Consider the following 14,995-nt stretch of genomic DNA (forward strand, 5'->3'; position numbering starts at 1 on the left):
ACGAGACGACGACGAAGAAAAGTAGGGATGGAAGTGGCCGCCGCAGACGCGCTCGCCAAGGTACGCAACATCGGCATCATGGCGCACATCGATGCTGGTAAGACCACGACTACCGAGCGAATCCTGTTCTACACCGGTATCACGTACAAGATCGGTGAGGTCCACGAGGGCGCTGCCGTCATGGACTGGATGGAGCAGGAGCAGGAGCGCGGTATCACCATCACTTCCGCCGCCACCAAGTGCGAGTGGAAGGGTCACACGATCCAGATCATCGACACGCCCGGCCACGTCGACTTCACGGTCGAGGTCGAGCGGTCGCTGCGGGTGCTCGACGGCGCGGTGGCGGTCTACGACGGCGTTGCCGGCGTGGAGCCGCAGACCGAGAACGTCTGGCGGCAGGCGGACAAGTACCACGTCCCCCGGATGTGCTTCGTCAACAAGCTCGACCGGACCGGCGCGGACTTCTTCCGCTGTGTGCAGATGATGATCGACCGGCTCAACGCCACGCCGCTGGTCCTCCAGATCCCGATCGGGCTCGAGGGTGACCACATCGGTGTCGTGGACCTGATCGAGATGCGCGCGCTCACCTGGCGTGGGGAGACCCAGAAGGGTGAGGACTACGCGATCGAGGAGATCCCGGCGGATCTGGCCGACTCCGCGGCCGAGTGGCGCGAGAAGCTGCTCGAGACCCTGGCGGACGTCGACGACTCCGTGATGGAGAAGTACCTCGAGGGCGAAGAGGTTTCGGTCGAGGAGATCAAGGCCGCCATCCGGCGCGCCACGATCGCCAGCAAGGCCAACCCGGTGCTCTGCGGCTCGGCGTTCAAGAACAAGGGTGTGCAGCCGATGCTGGACGCCGTCATCGAGTACCTGCCGTCGCCGCTGGACATCCCGGCCATCGAGGGCACCGCGACCGACGGCGAGACGCCGATGCTGCGGAAGCCGTCGAACGACGAGCCCTTCTCGGCGCTGGCCTTCAAGATCCAGACCGACAAGCACCTCGGCAAGCTGACCTACGTCCGGGTCTACTCCGGAACGCTCGAGACCGGTACTCAGGTGATCAACTCCACCAAGGACCGCAAGGAGCGCATCGGCAAGATCTACCAGATGCACGCGAACAAGCGTGAGGAGCGCAACACCGCGCAGGCCGGCGACATCATCGCCGTCCAGGGTCTGAAGCAGACCACCACCGGTGACACGCTCTGCGACCCGGCCAAGCCGGTCATCCTGGAGTCGATGACCTTCCCGGAGCCGGTCATCCAGGTCGCCATCGAGCCGAAGACCAAGTCGGACCAGGAGAAGCTGGGCACCGCGATCCAGCGCCTCGCCGAGGAGGACCCGACCTTCCGGGTCTTCAACGACGAGGAGACCGGTCAGACCATCATCGCCGGCATGGGCGAGCTCCACCTCGACATCCTCGTCGACCGCATGCGGCGCGAGTTCAACGTCGAGGCGAACATCGGTAAGCCGCAGGTGGCGTACCGCGAGACCATTCGCGGCACGGTCGAGAAGCTCGACTACGTCCACAAGAAGCAGACCGGTGGCTCGGGCCAGTACGCGAAGGTCATCGTCAAGGTCGAGCCGCTGCCGCTCGACGCCGACGGCCCGACGTACGAGTTCGTCAACGCCGTGACCGGTGGCCGCGTGCCGAAGGAGTTCATCCCCTCGGTCGACGCCGGTGCGCAGGACTCCCTCCAGTACGGCGTTCTCGCCGGCTACCCGCTGGTGGGCGTCAAGTTCACGCTGCTGGACGGTCAGTACCACGAGGTCGACTCGTCCGAGATGGCGTTCAAGATCGCCGGCTCCATGGCGATGAAGGAAGCGGCTCGCAAGGCCGACCCCGCGCTGCTCGAGCCGATGATGTCCGTCGAGGTCACCACCCCCGAGGACAACATGGGCGACGTGATCGGCGACCTCAACTCCCGTCGTGGCATGATCCAGTCGATGGAGGAGCGTCACGGCGCTCGCGTCGTCAAGGCTCTGGTGCCGCTCTCGGAGATGTTCGGCTACGTCGGCGACCTGCGGTCGAAGACTGCGGGCCGGGCTAGCTACAGCATGCAGTTCGACTCCTACGCCGAGGTTCCGCAGAACGTGGCGAAGGAGATCATCGCTAAGGCCACCGGCGCCTGACGCGTTGAGGCACGTGCGGCCCGTCGAGGGCCGCACGTGCACGAGCAGTCGACAGAGTCCTGAGCGCCTTATCGGCGTGCCGGGCGAAAAGTAATGATCAGTCCACAGGAGGACACCAGTGGCGAAGGCGAAGTTCGAGCGGACTAAGCCGCACGTCAACATCGGCACCATTGGTCACATCGACCACGGTAAGACGACGCTGACTGCGGCCATCACGAAGGTCCTGCACGACGAGTTCCCGGACCTGAACCCGTACACCCCGTTCGACGAGATCGACAAGGCGCCGGAGGAGAAGGCCCGCGGCATCACGATCTCGATCGCGCACGTCGAGTACCAGACCGCGGCGCGCCACTACGCGCACGTGGACTGCCCCGGCCACGCCGACTACATCAAGAACATGATCACCGGTGCCGCGCAGATGGACGGCGCGATCCTGGTGGTTGCCGCGACCGACGGCCCGATGCCGCAGACCAAGGAGCACGTGCTCCTGGCCCGCCAGGTCGGCGTTCCGTACATCGTCGTCGCCCTGAACAAGAGCGACATGGTCGAGGACGAGGAGCTCCTGGAGCTCGTCGAGCTCGAGGTCCGCGAGCTGCTGAGCACCTACGAGTTCCCGGGCGACGACCTGCCGGTCGTGCGCGTGTCGGCGCTCAAGGCGCTCGAGGGCGACCCGGAGTGGACCGGCAAGCTCCTGGAGCTGATGAACGCGGTCGACACCGCGATCCCGCAGCCCGAGCGTGAGACCGAGAAGCCGTTCCTCATGCCGATCGAGGACGTCTTCACGATCACCGGTCGTGGCACCGTGGTGACCGGTCGCGCCGAGCGCGGCATCCTCAAGCCGAACGAGGAGGTCGAGATCGTCGGTATCCGCGAGAAGTCGACCAAGACCGTTTGCACCGGCATCGAGATGTTCCGCAAGCTGCTCGACGAGGCCCGCGCGGGTGAGAACGTCGGTCTGCTGCTCCGCGGCATCAAGCGCGAGGACGTCGAGCGCGGCATGGTCGTCGTGAAGCCGGGCACCACGACTCCGCACACGGAGTTCGAGGGCCAGGTCTACATCCTCTCCAAGGAGGAGGGTGGCCGGCACACCCCGTTCTTCCAGAACTACCGGCCGCAGTTCTACTTCCGCACCACGGACGTCACCGGCGTCGTCACGCTGCCCGAGGGCACCGAGATGGTCATGCCGGGCGACTCCACCTCGATGGCCGTGAAGCTGATCCAGCCGATCGCCATGGAGCAGGGCCTGAAGTTCGCGATCCGTGAGGGTGGCCGCACCGTCGGCGCCGGCACGGTCACGAAGATCATCAAGTGATTTCGAGGGGTGTTCACTTCGGTGAGCACCCCTCGTTGGTGACCCCGATTAGCAATGCTGGAGTTAATCCGGCATACTAGTCAGGTTGCGTCCGCGCGGGGTGGGTAGTCGAGCTAGGTCAACTTTGACTTGATCAACTACCCACCCTCGCCGGGTGTCCGGGTGTGTTTCTTTGCCGCCCGGCATCCCAGATCCCCGCGATCGCGTCCGCCCGAAGGGGTGGAGGCCGGAAGCTGAGTGCCCAGCACTCTGTGACGAGGCGCGACACGCCCGACCGCGGGGGTCGGACAACGCAGGATCAACGGTCCTGCGGGCATGTGGAGGCCACCGCTTCCGCACGTAGCGGCATCGAGAGAAGGAAACAGAAGCCACCATGGCGGGACAGAAGATCCGCATCCGGCTCAAGGCCTATGACCACGAGGTCGTCGACTCCTCGGCGCGGAAGATCGTCGAGACGGTGACGCGTACCGGGGCGCAGGTCGCGGGCCCGGTGCCGCTGCCCACGGAGATCAACCGTTTCTGCGTGATCCGTTCGCCGCACAAGTACAAGGACTCGCGCGAGCACTTCGAGATGCGCACGCACAAGCGTCTGATCGACATCATCGACCCGACCCCGAAGACGGTCGACTCGCTCATGCGCCTCGACCTGCCGGCTGGCGTCGACATCGAGATCAAGCTGTAGGGATCCGGACAAATGGACAGGCAAGTGAAGGGGATCCTGGGCGCCAAGCTCGGCATGACCCAGGTCTGGGACAACAACAAGGTCGTCCCGGTAACCGTGGTGCAGGCCGGCCCGTGCGTCGTGACCCAGGTCCGCACCTCTGAGAAGGACGGCTACTCCGCTGTCCAGCTGGCTTTCGGCGCGATTGACCCCCGCAAGGTCAACAAGCCGGAGAGCGGCCACTACGCGAAGGCCGGTGTGTCGCCGCGGCGCCACCTCGTCGAGCTTCGCACCGTCGACGCCAGCGAGTACGAGCTCGGCCAGGAAGTCACGGTCGACACGTTCGCTGCCGGTCAGCCGATCGACGTGACCGGCAAGACCAAGGGCAAGGGCTACGCCGGTGTCATGAAGCGGCACGGCTTCCACGGTCTGCGCGCGAGCCACGGTGTCGAGCGCAAGCACCGCTCGCCCGGCTCGATCGGCGCCTGCGCCACCCCGGGCCGCGTCTTCAAGGGCGTCCGGATGGCCGGCCGGATGGGTAGCAAGCGCTACACCGTCCAGAACCTGACGATCCAGGCGATCGACACCGAGCGCAACCTGATCCTGGTCAAGGGCGCTGTGCCCGGCCCCAAGGGCGCGCTGATCCTGGTCCGTAGTGCGGCCAAGAAGGGCGGTGCCAAGTGAGCTCGGTTGACATCATCAACGCCGAGGGCGCCAAGGCCGGCTCGGTCGACCTGCCCGCCGGCATCTTCGACGCGCAGGCGAACATCCCGCTGATGCACCAGGTCGTCGTGGCCCAGCTGGCCGCGGCCCGCCAGGGTACGCACAAGGCGAAGTCCCGCGGCGAGGTCGCCGGCGGCGGCAAGAAGCCGTACAAGCAGAAGGGCACCGGTCGCGCCCGTCAGGGCTCGATCCGCGCGCCGCAGTTCACCGGTGGTGGCGTCGTGCACGGTCCCGTGCCGCGTGACTACAGCCAGCGGACCCCGAAGAAGATGAAGGCTGCCGCTCTGCGTGGCGCCCTCTCCGACCGGGCCCGTGACGGCCGCGTGTTCGTCGTCGAGTCGTTCGTCACCGGCGAGACGCCGTCGACGAAGGCCGCCGTCGCCACGCTGCGGAAGGTCGCCCAGACCAACAAGATCCTCGTCGTGCTGGACAGCCAGGACGAGCTGAACTGGATCTCGCTGCGCAACGAGCCGACCGTGCACCTCATCGAGGCCGGCCAGCTCAACACGTACGACGTGCTGGTCGCCGACGAGGTCGTCTTCACCAAGGTCGCGCTCGACGAGTTCCTGGGCGGGGCCGAGAAGTCCGAGGAGGGCGACAAGTGAGCACGATCGCCGACCCGCGCGACATCATCGTCGCCCCGGTGGTCTCCGAGAAGAGCTACAGCGTTCTCGACCAGAACTGGTACACGTTCCTCGTCCACCCGGACGCGAACAAGACCCAGATCAAGATCGCGATCCAGCAGATCTTCAACGTCCGCGTGCTGACGGTGAACACCGCGAACCGCGAGGGCAAGCGCAAGCGCACCCGGACCGGCTTCGGTCAGCGCAAGGCGACCAAGCGCGCGATGGTGAAGCTGGCTGACGGTGACCGTATCGAGGCCTTCGGCGGCCCGGTCAGCTAAGGGGTTTGTGAATCATGGCAATCCGTAAGTACAAGCCGACCACGCCGGGCCGCCGCGGCTCGAGCGTCGCCGACTTCGCCGAGATCACCCGGTCGACGCCGGAGAAGTCTCTGCTGGTCCCGCTGCCCAAGAAGGGTGGCCGCAACGTCCACGGTCGCATCACCACGCGGCACCAGGGCGGTGGCCACAAGCGGCAGTACCGGCTGATCGACTTCAAGCGGAACGACAAGGACGGCGTGCCGGCCAAGGTCGCTCACATCGAGTACGACCCGAACCGCACCTCGCGCATCGCGCTGTTGCACTACGCGGACGGTGAGAAGCGCTACATCCTGGCGCCGAAGGACCTGAAGCAGGGCGACCGCATCGAGTCGGGCGTGGGCGCGGACATCAAGCCGGGCAACAACCTGCCCCTGCGCAACATCCCGGTCGGTACGACGATCCACGGCGTGGAGCTTCGTCCCGGCGGTGGAGCCAAGCTGGCCCGCTCGGCCGGCGTCGGCATCCAGCTGCTCGGCCGTGAGGGCGCGTACGCCACGCTGCGTATGCCCTCCGGTGAGATCCGTCGCGTCGACGTGCGCTGCCGCGCCACCGTCGGCGAGATCGGCAACGCCGAGCAGTCGAACATCAACTGGGGTAAGGCCGGCCGTATGCGGTGGAAGGGCAAGCGCCCGACCGTCCGTGGTGTCGCCATGAACCCCGTCGACCACCCGCACGGTGGTGGTGAGGGTAAGACCTCCGGTGGTCGTCACCCGGTCAACCCGGCTGGTAAGCCGGAGGGCCGTACCCGCCGCAAGGGCCAGGAGAGCGACAAGCTGATCGTTCGCCGCCGCTACGCCACCCGCAAGCGCGGGTAACGGGAGTTAAAAGATGCCTCGCAGCCTGAAGAAGGGCCCGTTCGTCGACGACCACCTGCTCAAGAAGGTGGAAGTTCAGAACGAGAAGAACTCGAAGAACGTCATCAAGACCTGGTCGCGGCGTTCGACCATCATCCCGGACATGCTCGGGCACACGATCGCCGTGCACGACGGGCGCAAGCACGTCCCGGTGTTCGTCACCGAGGCGATGGTCGGGCACAAGCTCGGCGAGTTCGCTCTGACCCGCACGTTCAAGGGTCACGAGAAGGACGACCGCAAGAGCCGTCGTCGCTAAGCAGATACACGGATTAGAGGATTTAGGAGCTACAGCGATGCCAGCAAAGGGCGACGCTCCGGTGCTTCCGGGCGCGCGGGCGATTGCGCGACACGTGCGCCTCTCGCCGACCAAGGCGCGCCGGGTGGTCAACCTCGTTCGTGGTCTGCCCGCGAAGGAGGCGTTGATTGTCCTGCAGTTCGCGCCGCAGGCCGCCAGCGAGCAGGTCTACAAGGTGCTTGCCAGCGCCGTTGCGAACGCGGAGAACAACGAGCGGCTCGACCCCGACGCCCTCCTCGTGAGCGAGGCGTTCGTCGACGAGGGTCCCACGCTCAAGCGGTTCCGTCCGCGGGCGCAGGGCCGGGCGTACCGGATCCGCAAGCGCACGTGTCACATCACTATCGCGGTCGAGGCGGTCCAGACGGCCCGCCCGGCGAAGAAGGCCGCGGCGAAGAAGGCCGACAAGGCCGCTGAGCCGGCTGCCGCCGAGTCCCAGAGCACGGAGGGTGCCGAGTAATGGGTCAGAAGGTTCACCCCACCGGGTTCCGCCTCGGCATCTCCACCGACTGGAAGAGCCGCTGGTTCGCGGACAAGCTCTACAAGGACTACATCGGCGAGGACGTCAAGATCCGCCGCATGATGTCCAAGGGCCTCGAGCGTGCCGGCATCTCCAAGGTGGACATCGAGCGGACCCGCGACCGGGTTCGGGTCGACATCCACACCGCCCGGCCGGGCATCGTCATCGGCCGTAAGGGTGCGGAGGCGGACCGGATCCGCGGCGAGCTCGAGAAGCTCACCGGCAAGCAGGTCCAGCTGAACATCCTCGAGGTGAAGAGCCCCGAGTCGGACGCTCAGCTGGTGGCGCAGGGCGTCGCCGAGCAGCTGTCCTCCCGGGTCAGCTTCCGGCGGGCGATGCGCAAGGCCATGCAGTCGGCCATGAAGAACCCGATCTGCAAGGGCATCCGGGTGCAGGTCTCCGGCCGTCTCGGCGGCGCGGAGATGAGCCGCACGGAGTTCTACCGTGAGGGTCGCGTTCCGCTGCACACGCTGCGGGCGAACATCGAGTACGGCTTCTTCGAGGCGCGTACCACGTTCGGCCGGATCGGCGTGAAGGTCTGGATCTACAAGGGCGACGCCGTTCCGGGTCGCGAGGTCGTCACCGAGGCTCCCGCGCGTCCGCGCCGGGACCGCGCTGACCGTCCCGAGCGTCCGCGTCGTGGCCGTTCCGGTTCGTCCGGCACGACCGCGGGCGGCACCGAGGCCGGCCGCGCGGCTCAGGCCGCGGCGACCGCCGATGACACCGCCGCTGCTCCGGCTGCGGCCGAAACGCAGCAGGAGGGCTGACCTGTGCTGATGCCCCGTAAGCCCCCAAAGGGCTTCCGTAAGCCGCACCACCCGGACCGCCACGGCGCGTCCAAGGGTGGCAACCGGGTCGTCTTCGGTGAGTTCGGTATCCAGGCTCTCGAGCCGGCGTACGTGACGAACCGGCAGATCGAGTCGGCTCGTATCGCCATGACCCGTCACATCAAGCGTGGCGGCAAGGTCTGGATCTCGATCTTCCCGGACCAGGCACTGACCAAGAAGCCCGCCGAGACCCGCATGGGTTCCGGTAAGGGTTCTCCCGAGTGGTGGGTGGCGAACGTCAAGCCGGGCCGCATTCTCTTCGAGATGTCGTTCCCGAACGAGACGGTCGCGCGTGAGGCGATGCGCCGCGCGATCCACAAGCTCCCGATGAAGTGCCGCATCGTGACGCGCGAAGTGGGTGAAAGCTGATGGCAGCGGGCGTTAAGGCAGCCGAGCTCCGCGAACTCTCCGAGGAGGAGCTGGTCGCGAAGCTGCGGGAGGCCAAGGCGGAGCTGTTCAACCTTCGCGTGCAGCGCGCGACCGGCCAGCTCGACAATCACCGTCGGCTGCAGGTCGTCCGCAAGGACGTCGCGAAGATCTACACGATCATGCGTGAGCGTGAGCTTGGTCTCTCGGTCGCGCCGGATGAGGTGACGGCATGAGTGAGAACACCACCACCGCTCCGCGCGCTCAGCGCAAGGTGCGTGAGGGTCTCGTGGTCAGCGACAAGATGGACAAGACCGTCGTCGTCGAGGTCGAGGACCGGGTCAAGCACGCGCTGTACGGCAAGGTCATCCGCCGTACCCGCAAGCTGAAGGTGCACGACGAGCAGAACGCCGCCGGCATCGGCGACCGGGTTTCGATCATGGAGACCCGTCCGCTCTCCGCCACCAAGCGGTGGCGGATCGTGGAGATCCTCGAAAAGGCCAAGTGAGTACGCTGGGCCGGCTACGGCCGGCCCAGCGGACCATCGTTCCGCCAAGCTTCGGTTGTTTCCGGAGAACTGGCAGACATAGGAGACAGACGTGATCCAGCAGGAGTCGCGACTGCGCGTCGCCGACAACACGGGTGCCCGGGAGATCCTGTGCATCCGGGTGCTCGGTGGCTCCGGTCGCCGTTACGCGAGCATCGGCGACGTCATCGTGGCCACGGTCAAGGACGCCATCCCCGGCGCCGGTGTGAAGAAGGGTGACGTCGTCAAGGCGGTCGTCGTCCGCACCAGCAAGGAGCGGCGTCGTCCGGACGGCTCGTACATCCGCTTCGACGAGAACGCCGCCGTCATCATCAAGGACGGCGGGGACCCCCGCGGTACCCGCATCTTCGGCCCGGTCGGCCGCGAGCTGCGCGACAAGCGGTTCATGAAGATCATCAGCCTGGCGCCGGAGGTGCTCTGACCGTGAAGATCAAGAAGGGCGACACGGTCGTCGTCATCGCCGGCAAGGACAAGGGTGCCAAGGGTAAGGTCATCGCGGCCTTCCCGCGGCAGGACAAGGTCCTGGTCGAGGGCGTCAACCGGGTCAAGAAGCACGAACGCATCCGCACCACCCAGCGTGGTTCGAAGACCGGTGGCATCGTCACGCAGGAAGCCGCGATCCACATCTCCAACGTCCAGATCCTGGACGACCAGGGGAAGCCGACCCGGATCGGTTACCGGATCGACGAGAACGGCGCCAAGGTCCGTATCGCGCGTACGACCGGTAAGGAACTGTGATGACTGCCGCCACTGAGACGAAGACGCTGCCGCGTCTGAAGAGCAAGTACCGGGCCGAGGTCATCCCGGCGCTCCAGGAGCAGCACAAGTACGCCAACCCCATGCAGATCCCCGGCCTGGTCAAGGTCGTCGTGAACATGGGTGTCGGCGAGGCTGCCCGGGACGCCAAGCTGATTGACGGCGCGGTCCGCGACCTGACCACGATCACCGGTCAGAAGCCGCTGGTTCGCCGGGCGACCAAGTCCATCGCGCAGTTCAAGCTCCGCGAGGGCATGCCGATCGGCGCCAAGGTCACCCTGCGTGGCGACCGGATGTGGGAGTTCCTGGACCGGCTGCTGTCCATCTCGCTGCCGCGTATCCGTGACTTCCGTGGCCTCGACGGCCGCAAGCTGGACGGTCACGGCAACTACACCTTCGGCCTGACCGAGCAGTCGGTGTTCCACGAGATCGATCAGGACAAGATCGACCGGCCGCGGGGCATGGACATCACGATCGTCACGACGGCCACCACCGACGACGAGGGCCGGGCGCTGCTGAAGCTCCTGGGCTTCCCGTTCAAGGAGAACTGAGCATGGCTAAGAAGGCGCTGATTCTCAAGGCGGCCGCGAAGCCGAAGTTCGCCGTGCGCGCTTACACCCGCTGCCAGAAGTGCGGTCGCCCGCACTCGGTCTACCGCAAGTTCGGCCTGTGCCGGGTTTGCGTGCGGGACATGGCTCACCGCGGTGAGCTGCCCGGCGTGTCCAAGGCCTCCTGGTAACCCCCGTCCAACCGCCCCACCCGCCGCCCTTAAGCGGACCTTACGGGCTGTTAACTGAAATACCGCTTCGCCGTAGGCCTGGCGTCACAACCGGGAACCCCGGCGAGAAAGGTTGACGAATACCCATGACGATGACGGACCCGATCGCAGACATGCTGACGCGTCTGCGCAACGCCAACCAGGCGTACCACGACAAGGTGACCATGCCGTACTCGAAGATCAAGGCGAACATCGCCGAGGTCCTCAAGGCGGAGGGTTACATCGCGTCGTGGACGTCTGAGGAGCCCGAGGAGGGCGCGGTCGGCAAGCGTCTGGTCGTTGAGCTCAAGTACGGCCAGAACCGCGAGCGCAGCCTCGCCGGCATCAAGCGCGTCTCGAAGCCGGGCCTGCGGGTGTACGCCAAGTCCGACGAGCTGCCGCGCGTGCTCGGTGGTCTCGGTGTCGCGATCATTTCGACGTCCCAGGGACTGCTGACCGACAAGCAGGCCCGCAAGCGGAGCGTTGGCGGGGAAGTCCTCGCCTTCGTCTGGTAACTGGAGACTTAGACATGTCGCGAATCGGACGTAAGTCGATCCCGGTCCCGGCCGGCGTCGACGTCACCATCACGGGGCAGACCGTCAAGGTCAAGGGCCCCAAGGGCGAGCTCACGCACACCGTGGCCGAGCCGATCACGGTGTCCCAGGAGGGCGCCGAACTGGTCGTCAACCGCCCGAACGACGAGCGCAAGGCCAAGGAGCTGCACGGTCTCTCGCGCACCCTGGTCGCCAACATGATCGTCGGTGTGACCGAGGGCTACAAGAAGACCCTCGAGATCAACGGCACCGGTTACCGTGTCACCGCCAAGGGCAAGGACCTGGAGTTCGCTCTGGGCTTCTCGCACCCGGTGAACATCGTGCCGCCGGCGGGCATCAGCTTCTCCGTGGAGAAGCCGACCCAGTTCACCGTGTCGGGCATCGACAAGCAGCTGGTCGGCGAGGTCGCCGCCAACATCCGGAAGATCCGCCCGCCGGAGCCCTACAAGGGCAAGGGCGTGAAGTACCAGGGTGAGGTCATCCGCCGCAAGGCTGGAAAGGCAGGTAAGAAGTGACCGCCACGCTGCTCAAGCGCCGCAATGGCGGCGGTGTCGCCGCGAAGCGTGCCGTTGGCAAGGCGCGTCGGCACTTCCGGGTCCGCAAGAACGTGCGCGGCACGGCCGAGCGTCCCCGCCTGGTCGTCACCCGGTCCTCGCGGAACATCACCGCGCAGATCATCGACGACCTCAAGGGCCACACGCTGGCTTCGGCCTCGACCCTCGACACCACGATCCGGGGCACCGAGGGCGACAAGAGCGCGCACGCCGGCAAGGTCGGCACGCTCCTCGCCGAGCGGGCCAAGGCCGCGGGTATTTCCAAGGTCGTCTTCGACCGCGGTGGCAACAAGTACGCGGGGCGTATCGCCGCGCTTGCGGATGCCGCTCGCGAAGCCGGACTCGAGTTCTAGGAGGAATTGACCAATGCCTGGTCAGCAGCGCCGTGGCGGCGGGTCCGGCGGTAACAGCGAGGGTGGCGGCCGCCGCGACAACCGTCGCGAGGGCGGGCGTAACGCTCCCGTCGAGAAGACCCCGCACCTCGAGCGGGTCGTCGCGATCAACCGTGTCGCCAAGGTCGTCAAGGGTGGTCGTCGCTTCAGCTTCACCGCCCTGGTGATCGTCGGCGACGGTGACGGCACCGTCGGTGTCGGTTACGGAAAGGCCAAGGAGGTGCCCGCGGCGATCGCCAAGGGCGTCGAGGAGGCCAAGAAGCACTTCTTCAAGGTTCCGCGTATCGGTGCGACCATTCCGCACCCGATCACGGGTGAGGCTGCCGCGGGTGTCGTCCTGCTCAAGCCGGCGTCCGCTGGTACCGGTGTCATCGCCGGTGGTCCGGTGCGCGCCGTGCTGGAGTGCGCGGGCATCCACGACATCCTCTCGAAGAGCCTCGGCTCCTCGAACCCGATCAACATCGTGCACGCCACCGTGGCGGCGCTGAAGGGCCTCGAGTCCCCGGAGGCGGTTGCGGCTCGCCGTAGCCTCCCGGTCGAGGACGTGGCGCCGGCCGCGATGCTGGCGGCCCGTGCGGAAGCGGCGGTGCACTGATGGCTCGCTTGAAGGTCACCCAGATCCGGTCCGAGATCGGTCGCAAGCAGAACCAGCGGGACTCGCTGCGTTCGCTCGGGCTGAAGCGGATCAACGATGTGGTGGTCAAGGAGGACCGTCCCGAGATCCGGGGCATGATCTTCGCCGTGAACCACCTCGTCACTGTCGAGGAGGTCGAGTAAATGGCGATCAAGATTCATGACCTGAAGCCGGCCCCGGGCGCCAAGACCAAGAAGACCCGCGTGGGTCGTGGTGAGGGCTCCAAGGGCAAGACGGCCGGTCGCGGTACCAAGGGCACCGGCGCCCGGAAGAACACTCCGGCGTCGTTCGAGGGTGGGCAGATGCCTATCCACATGCGCCTGCCGAAGATCAAGGGCCTGCGGAACCGCCCGCGCAACAAGGTCGTGTTCCAGGTCGTGAACCTGGACCGGCTTGCCGAGCTGTTCCCGAACGGTGGCGAGGTCGGCCCGTCCGAGCTCGTCGAGGCCGGTGCGGTCCGCAAGGGCCAGCCGGTCAAGGTCCTGGGCTCGGGCGAGCTGGGCGGCGTGACGCTGACGATTTCGGCGCACGCGTTCAGCGAGTCCGCCAAGGAGAAGATCGCAGCCGCTGGTGGTTCCACCACCGAGCTGTGAGGCTTGCGGGGATGCTCGTCCGGACTCATGTTCGGCGAGCATCCCCTTGTGGCGTTTGACCAGCACTTATGTGATTGGTCGTGACGCAGCGCCGCATGGACGGCTACCGTGGCTGACCACGGCTGGCCAAGACTGTTAGAGTCCGTTTCCAGTTAGGGACATCGGTCATCCGGACCGTTGCCCTCCCCCCGTACCGCCGACGTGGCGGTCACCTCGCGCAGGAGGAAGAAGTTGCTCTCCGCTTTTACGAGTGCGTTGCGGACGCCTGACCTGCGCAAGAAATTGTTGTTCACGGTGGCGATGATTGCCGTCTACCGGCTGGGCGCGACGCTGCCCAGCCCCGGCGTGTCGTACACCAACGTCAAGGCGTGCCTCAAGCTCACCGAGCAGTCGGGTAACCAGGTTCTGAACCTGCTGAACCTGTTCTCCGGCGGTGCTCTGCTCCAGCTCTCGGTCTTCGCGCTCGGCATCATGCCGTACATCACCGCGTCGATCATCCTGCAGCTGCTGACCGTGGTCATCCCGCGGCTCGAGCAGCTCCGCAAGGAGGGTCAGTCCGGTCAGGCGAAGATCACCCAGTACACCCGGTACCTGACGCTGGGCCTCGCGGTCCTCCAGTCGTCGGCGTTCGTCGCCCTGGCCCGGACCGGCCAGCTGTTCGGCGGTCTCTGCGACCAGGACAACCCGCAGTACCAGATCATCCCGGAGAACACCGGCATTCCGATGTGGCTCACGCTCACGGTGCTGGTGATGACGATGACCGCCGGCACCGGCGTGGTGATGTGGCTCGGCGAGCTGGTCACCGACCGCGGCGTCGGCAACGGCATGTCCGTCCTGATCTTCACCTCGATCGCGGCCCGCCTCCCCGGTGAGGGCTGGACCATCAAGCAGTCCGCCGGCACCGCCAAGTTCCTCCTGGTGATCGCGCTGGTCCTGGTGATCATCGGCCTGGTGGTCTTCATCGAGCAGGCCCAGCGGCGCATCCCGGTGCAGTACGCCAAGCGCATGATCGGCCGGCGGATGTACGGCGGCACCTCCACCTACATCCCGCTGAAGGTGAACCAGGCGGGTGTCGTCCCGGTCATCTTCGCGTCGTCGCTGCTCTACCTGCCGCAGCTGTACTTGCAGTTCTTCGACAAGAACAACCTGAAGCCGTACCAGATCTGGATCCAGAACTGGCTCGCGTCGCCGACCAGCTGGCTGTACATCAGCGTCTACTTCCTGCTGATCATCTTCTTCACGTACTTCTACGTGTCGATCACGTTCAACCCGACTGAGGTCGCGGAGAACATGAAGAAGTACGGTGGTTTCGTGCCGGGTATCCGCCCGGGCAAGCCGACCGCCGACTACCTGGACTTCATCCTCAGCCGGATCACCCTGCCGGGCGCGCTCTACCTGGGTCTGATCTCGGTCCTGCCGAACTTCTTCTTCATCTGGCTGGACCAGAAGCAGTACCAGAACTTCCCGTTCGGTGGCACCGCCGTGCTGATCATGGTCGGCGTGGGCCTGGAGACGGTGAAGCAGATCGAGAGCCAGCTCATGCAGCGGAACTACGAAGGGTTCCTCCGGTAGTGGGTACG

At 66.1% G+C, this 14,995-nt stretch carries 24 protein-coding genes; all 24 read left to right on the forward strand.

Annotated features, from left to right (window positions below; genetic code table 11):
* The first annotated feature begins 33 nt into the window (after positions 1-33).
* Positions 34-2,130: an elongation factor G gene (gene fusA, locus Aiant_RS24485; protein WP_189329190.1), complete on the forward strand. Its 2,097-nt coding sequence runs from the start codon at positions 34-36 to the stop codon at positions 2,128-2,130.
* 118 nt (positions 2,131-2,248) lie between these two features.
* Positions 2,249-3,442 (forward strand): elongation factor Tu, encoded by a 1,194-nt coding sequence (gene tuf, locus Aiant_RS24490; protein ID WP_189329191.1) that lies wholly within the window; start codon positions 2,249-2,251, stop codon positions 3,440-3,442.
* A gap of 373 nt (positions 3,443-3,815) precedes the next feature.
* Positions 3,816-4,124, forward strand: a complete 309-nt coding sequence (gene rpsJ / locus Aiant_RS24495; protein ID WP_007073037.1) for a 30S ribosomal protein S10 — start codon at positions 3,816-3,818, stop codon at positions 4,122-4,124.
* A 12-nt stretch (positions 4,125-4,136) separates the two neighbouring features.
* Positions 4,137-4,787, forward strand: a complete 651-nt coding sequence (gene rplC, locus Aiant_RS24500) for a 50S ribosomal protein L3 (protein WP_189329192.1) — start codon at positions 4,137-4,139, stop codon at positions 4,785-4,787.
* Positions 4,784-5,431 carry a 50S ribosomal protein L4 gene (gene rplD, locus Aiant_RS24505; protein ID WP_189329193.1) on the forward strand — a complete coding sequence of 216 codons (648 nt, stop codon included), beginning with the start codon at positions 4,784-4,786 and terminating at the stop codon, positions 5,429-5,431. Before rplC ends, rplD begins: the two co-directional genes overlap by 4 nt.
* The gene (gene rplW / locus Aiant_RS24510) at positions 5,428-5,730 is read left to right on the forward strand and encodes a 50S ribosomal protein L23 (protein ID WP_122976227.1); all 303 of its coding nucleotides are present in this window, start codon (positions 5,428-5,430) and stop codon (positions 5,728-5,730) included. Before rplD ends, rplW begins: the two co-directional genes overlap by 4 nt.
* A gap of 14 nt (positions 5,731-5,744) precedes the next feature.
* Positions 5,745-6,584: a 50S ribosomal protein L2 gene (gene rplB / locus Aiant_RS24515; protein ID WP_189329194.1), complete on the forward strand. Its 840-nt coding sequence runs from the start codon at positions 5,745-5,747 to the stop codon at positions 6,582-6,584.
* Between the two features lie 13 nt (positions 6,585-6,597).
* Positions 6,598-6,879, forward strand: coding sequence for a 30S ribosomal protein S19 (gene rpsS / locus Aiant_RS24520; RefSeq protein WP_014687760.1), 282 nt, complete (start codon positions 6,598-6,600; stop codon positions 6,877-6,879).
* Positions 6,880-6,916: 37 nt separating this feature from the next.
* A complete protein-coding gene (rplV, locus tag Aiant_RS24525; protein WP_189329195.1) occupies positions 6,917-7,375 on the forward strand; it encodes a 50S ribosomal protein L22 in 459 nt (152 codons plus the stop codon).
* Positions 7,375-8,202: a 30S ribosomal protein S3 gene (gene rpsC / locus Aiant_RS24530; protein WP_189329196.1), complete on the forward strand. Its 828-nt coding sequence runs from the start codon at positions 7,375-7,377 to the stop codon at positions 8,200-8,202. The genes rplV and rpsC overlap by 1 nt, the downstream gene beginning before the upstream one ends.
* 3 nt (positions 8,203-8,205) lie before the next feature.
* Entirely contained in the window at positions 8,206-8,631 is a 426-nt protein-coding gene (gene rplP / locus Aiant_RS24535) for a 50S ribosomal protein L16 (protein WP_014687763.1), read from the forward strand.
* On the forward strand, positions 8,631-8,864 hold the full coding sequence (rpmC, locus tag Aiant_RS24540) for a 50S ribosomal protein L29 (protein ID WP_185039464.1): 234 nt from the start codon (positions 8,631-8,633) through the stop codon (positions 8,862-8,864). The genes rplP and rpmC overlap by 1 nt, the downstream gene beginning before the upstream one ends.
* Positions 8,861-9,136: a 30S ribosomal protein S17 gene (gene rpsQ, locus Aiant_RS24545; protein WP_189329197.1), complete on the forward strand. Its 276-nt coding sequence runs from the start codon at positions 8,861-8,863 to the stop codon at positions 9,134-9,136. Before rpmC ends, rpsQ begins: the two co-directional genes overlap by 4 nt.
* A 91-nt stretch (positions 9,137-9,227) precedes the next feature.
* Complete coding sequence (rplN, locus tag Aiant_RS24550; protein WP_093618755.1) at positions 9,228-9,596, forward strand: 50S ribosomal protein L14; 369 nt, start codon at positions 9,228-9,230, stop codon at positions 9,594-9,596.
* Entirely contained in the window at positions 9,593-9,913 is a 321-nt protein-coding gene (gene rplX / locus Aiant_RS24555) for a 50S ribosomal protein L24 (protein WP_189329745.1), read from the forward strand. The genes rplN and rplX overlap by 4 nt, the downstream gene beginning before the upstream one ends.
* A complete protein-coding gene (gene rplE, locus Aiant_RS24560) occupies positions 9,913-10,482 on the forward strand; it encodes a 50S ribosomal protein L5 (RefSeq protein ID WP_189329198.1) in 570 nt (189 codons plus the stop codon). The genes rplX and rplE overlap by 1 nt, the downstream gene beginning before the upstream one ends.
* Positions 10,483-10,484: 2 nt before the next feature.
* Positions 10,485-10,670, forward strand: coding sequence for a type Z 30S ribosomal protein S14 (locus Aiant_RS24565; protein ID WP_020513598.1), 186 nt, complete (start codon positions 10,485-10,487; stop codon positions 10,668-10,670).
* A 125-nt stretch (positions 10,671-10,795) separates the two neighbouring features.
* Complete coding sequence (gene rpsH, locus Aiant_RS24570; protein ID WP_014440735.1) at positions 10,796-11,203, forward strand: 30S ribosomal protein S8; 408 nt, start codon at positions 10,796-10,798, stop codon at positions 11,201-11,203.
* A 14-nt stretch (positions 11,204-11,217) separates the two neighbouring features.
* Complete coding sequence (gene rplF / locus Aiant_RS24575; protein WP_189329199.1) at positions 11,218-11,757, forward strand: 50S ribosomal protein L6; 540 nt, start codon at positions 11,218-11,220, stop codon at positions 11,755-11,757.
* Positions 11,754-12,149: a 50S ribosomal protein L18 gene (rplR, locus tag Aiant_RS24580; RefSeq protein ID WP_425322615.1), complete on the forward strand. Its 396-nt coding sequence runs from the start codon at positions 11,754-11,756 to the stop codon at positions 12,147-12,149. Before rplF ends, rplR begins: the two co-directional genes overlap by 4 nt.
* Positions 12,150-12,162: 13 nt before the next feature.
* Entirely contained in the window at positions 12,163-12,783 is a 621-nt protein-coding gene (rpsE, locus tag Aiant_RS24585) for a 30S ribosomal protein S5 (RefSeq protein WP_189329200.1), read from the forward strand.
* On the forward strand, positions 12,783-12,965 hold the full coding sequence (gene rpmD / locus Aiant_RS24590; RefSeq protein ID WP_014687772.1) for a 50S ribosomal protein L30: 183 nt from the start codon (positions 12,783-12,785) through the stop codon (positions 12,963-12,965). Before rpsE ends, rpmD begins: the two co-directional genes overlap by 1 nt.
* Positions 12,966-13,415, forward strand: coding sequence for a 50S ribosomal protein L15 (gene rplO, locus Aiant_RS24595; RefSeq protein ID WP_189329201.1), 450 nt, complete (start codon positions 12,966-12,968; stop codon positions 13,413-13,415).
* Positions 13,416-13,646: 231 nt separating this feature from the next.
* Positions 13,647-14,987 carry a preprotein translocase subunit SecY gene (gene secY, locus Aiant_RS24600; protein ID WP_189329747.1) on the forward strand — a complete coding sequence of 447 codons (1,341 nt, stop codon included), beginning with the start codon at positions 13,647-13,649 and terminating at the stop codon, positions 14,985-14,987.
* Positions 14,988-14,995: the final 8 nt, after the last annotated feature.

The sequence above is a fragment of the Actinoplanes ianthinogenes genome (genome assembly GCF_018324205.1).
In the GTDB taxonomy this organism is placed as follows: Bacteria; Actinomycetota; Actinomycetes; order Mycobacteriales; family Micromonosporaceae; genus Actinoplanes; species Actinoplanes ianthinogenes.

Coding starts and splice junctions, on each gene's coding strand:
- rpsQ (WP_189329197.1), top strand. CDS start 8,861: ATGAGTGAGAACACCACCACCGCTCCGCGCGCTCAGCGCAAGGTGCGT.
- rpsJ (WP_007073037.1), top strand. CDS start 3,816: ATGGCGGGACAGAAGATCCGCATCCGGCTCAAGGCCTATGACCACGAG.
- rpsH (WP_014440735.1), top strand. CDS start 10,796: ATGACGATGACGGACCCGATCGCAGACATGCTGACGCGTCTGCGCAAC.
- rplO (WP_189329201.1), top strand. CDS start 12,966: ATGGCGATCAAGATTCATGACCTGAAGCCGGCCCCGGGCGCCAAGACC.
- rplB (WP_189329194.1), top strand. CDS start 5,745: ATGGCAATCCGTAAGTACAAGCCGACCACGCCGGGCCGCCGCGGCTCG.
- rpsC (WP_189329196.1), top strand. CDS start 7,375: ATGGGTCAGAAGGTTCACCCCACCGGGTTCCGCCTCGGCATCTCCACC.
- rplF (WP_189329199.1), top strand. CDS start 11,218: ATGTCGCGAATCGGACGTAAGTCGATCCCGGTCCCGGCCGGCGTCGAC.
- Aiant_RS24565 (WP_020513598.1), top strand. CDS start 10,485: ATGGCTAAGAAGGCGCTGATTCTCAAGGCGGCCGCGAAGCCGAAGTTC.
- rplE (WP_189329198.1), top strand. CDS start 9,913: ATGACTGCCGCCACTGAGACGAAGACGCTGCCGCGTCTGAAGAGCAAG.
- rpmC (WP_185039464.1), top strand. CDS start 8,631: ATGGCAGCGGGCGTTAAGGCAGCCGAGCTCCGCGAACTCTCCGAGGAG.
- rpmD (WP_014687772.1), top strand. CDS start 12,783: ATGGCTCGCTTGAAGGTCACCCAGATCCGGTCCGAGATCGGTCGCAAG.
- rpsE (WP_189329200.1), top strand. CDS start 12,163: ATGCCTGGTCAGCAGCGCCGTGGCGGCGGGTCCGGCGGTAACAGCGAG.
- rpsS (WP_014687760.1), top strand. CDS start 6,598: ATGCCTCGCAGCCTGAAGAAGGGCCCGTTCGTCGACGACCACCTGCTC.
- rplC (WP_189329192.1), top strand. CDS start 4,137: ATGGACAGGCAAGTGAAGGGGATCCTGGGCGCCAAGCTCGGCATGACC.
- rplV (WP_189329195.1), top strand. CDS start 6,917: ATGCCAGCAAAGGGCGACGCTCCGGTGCTTCCGGGCGCGCGGGCGATT.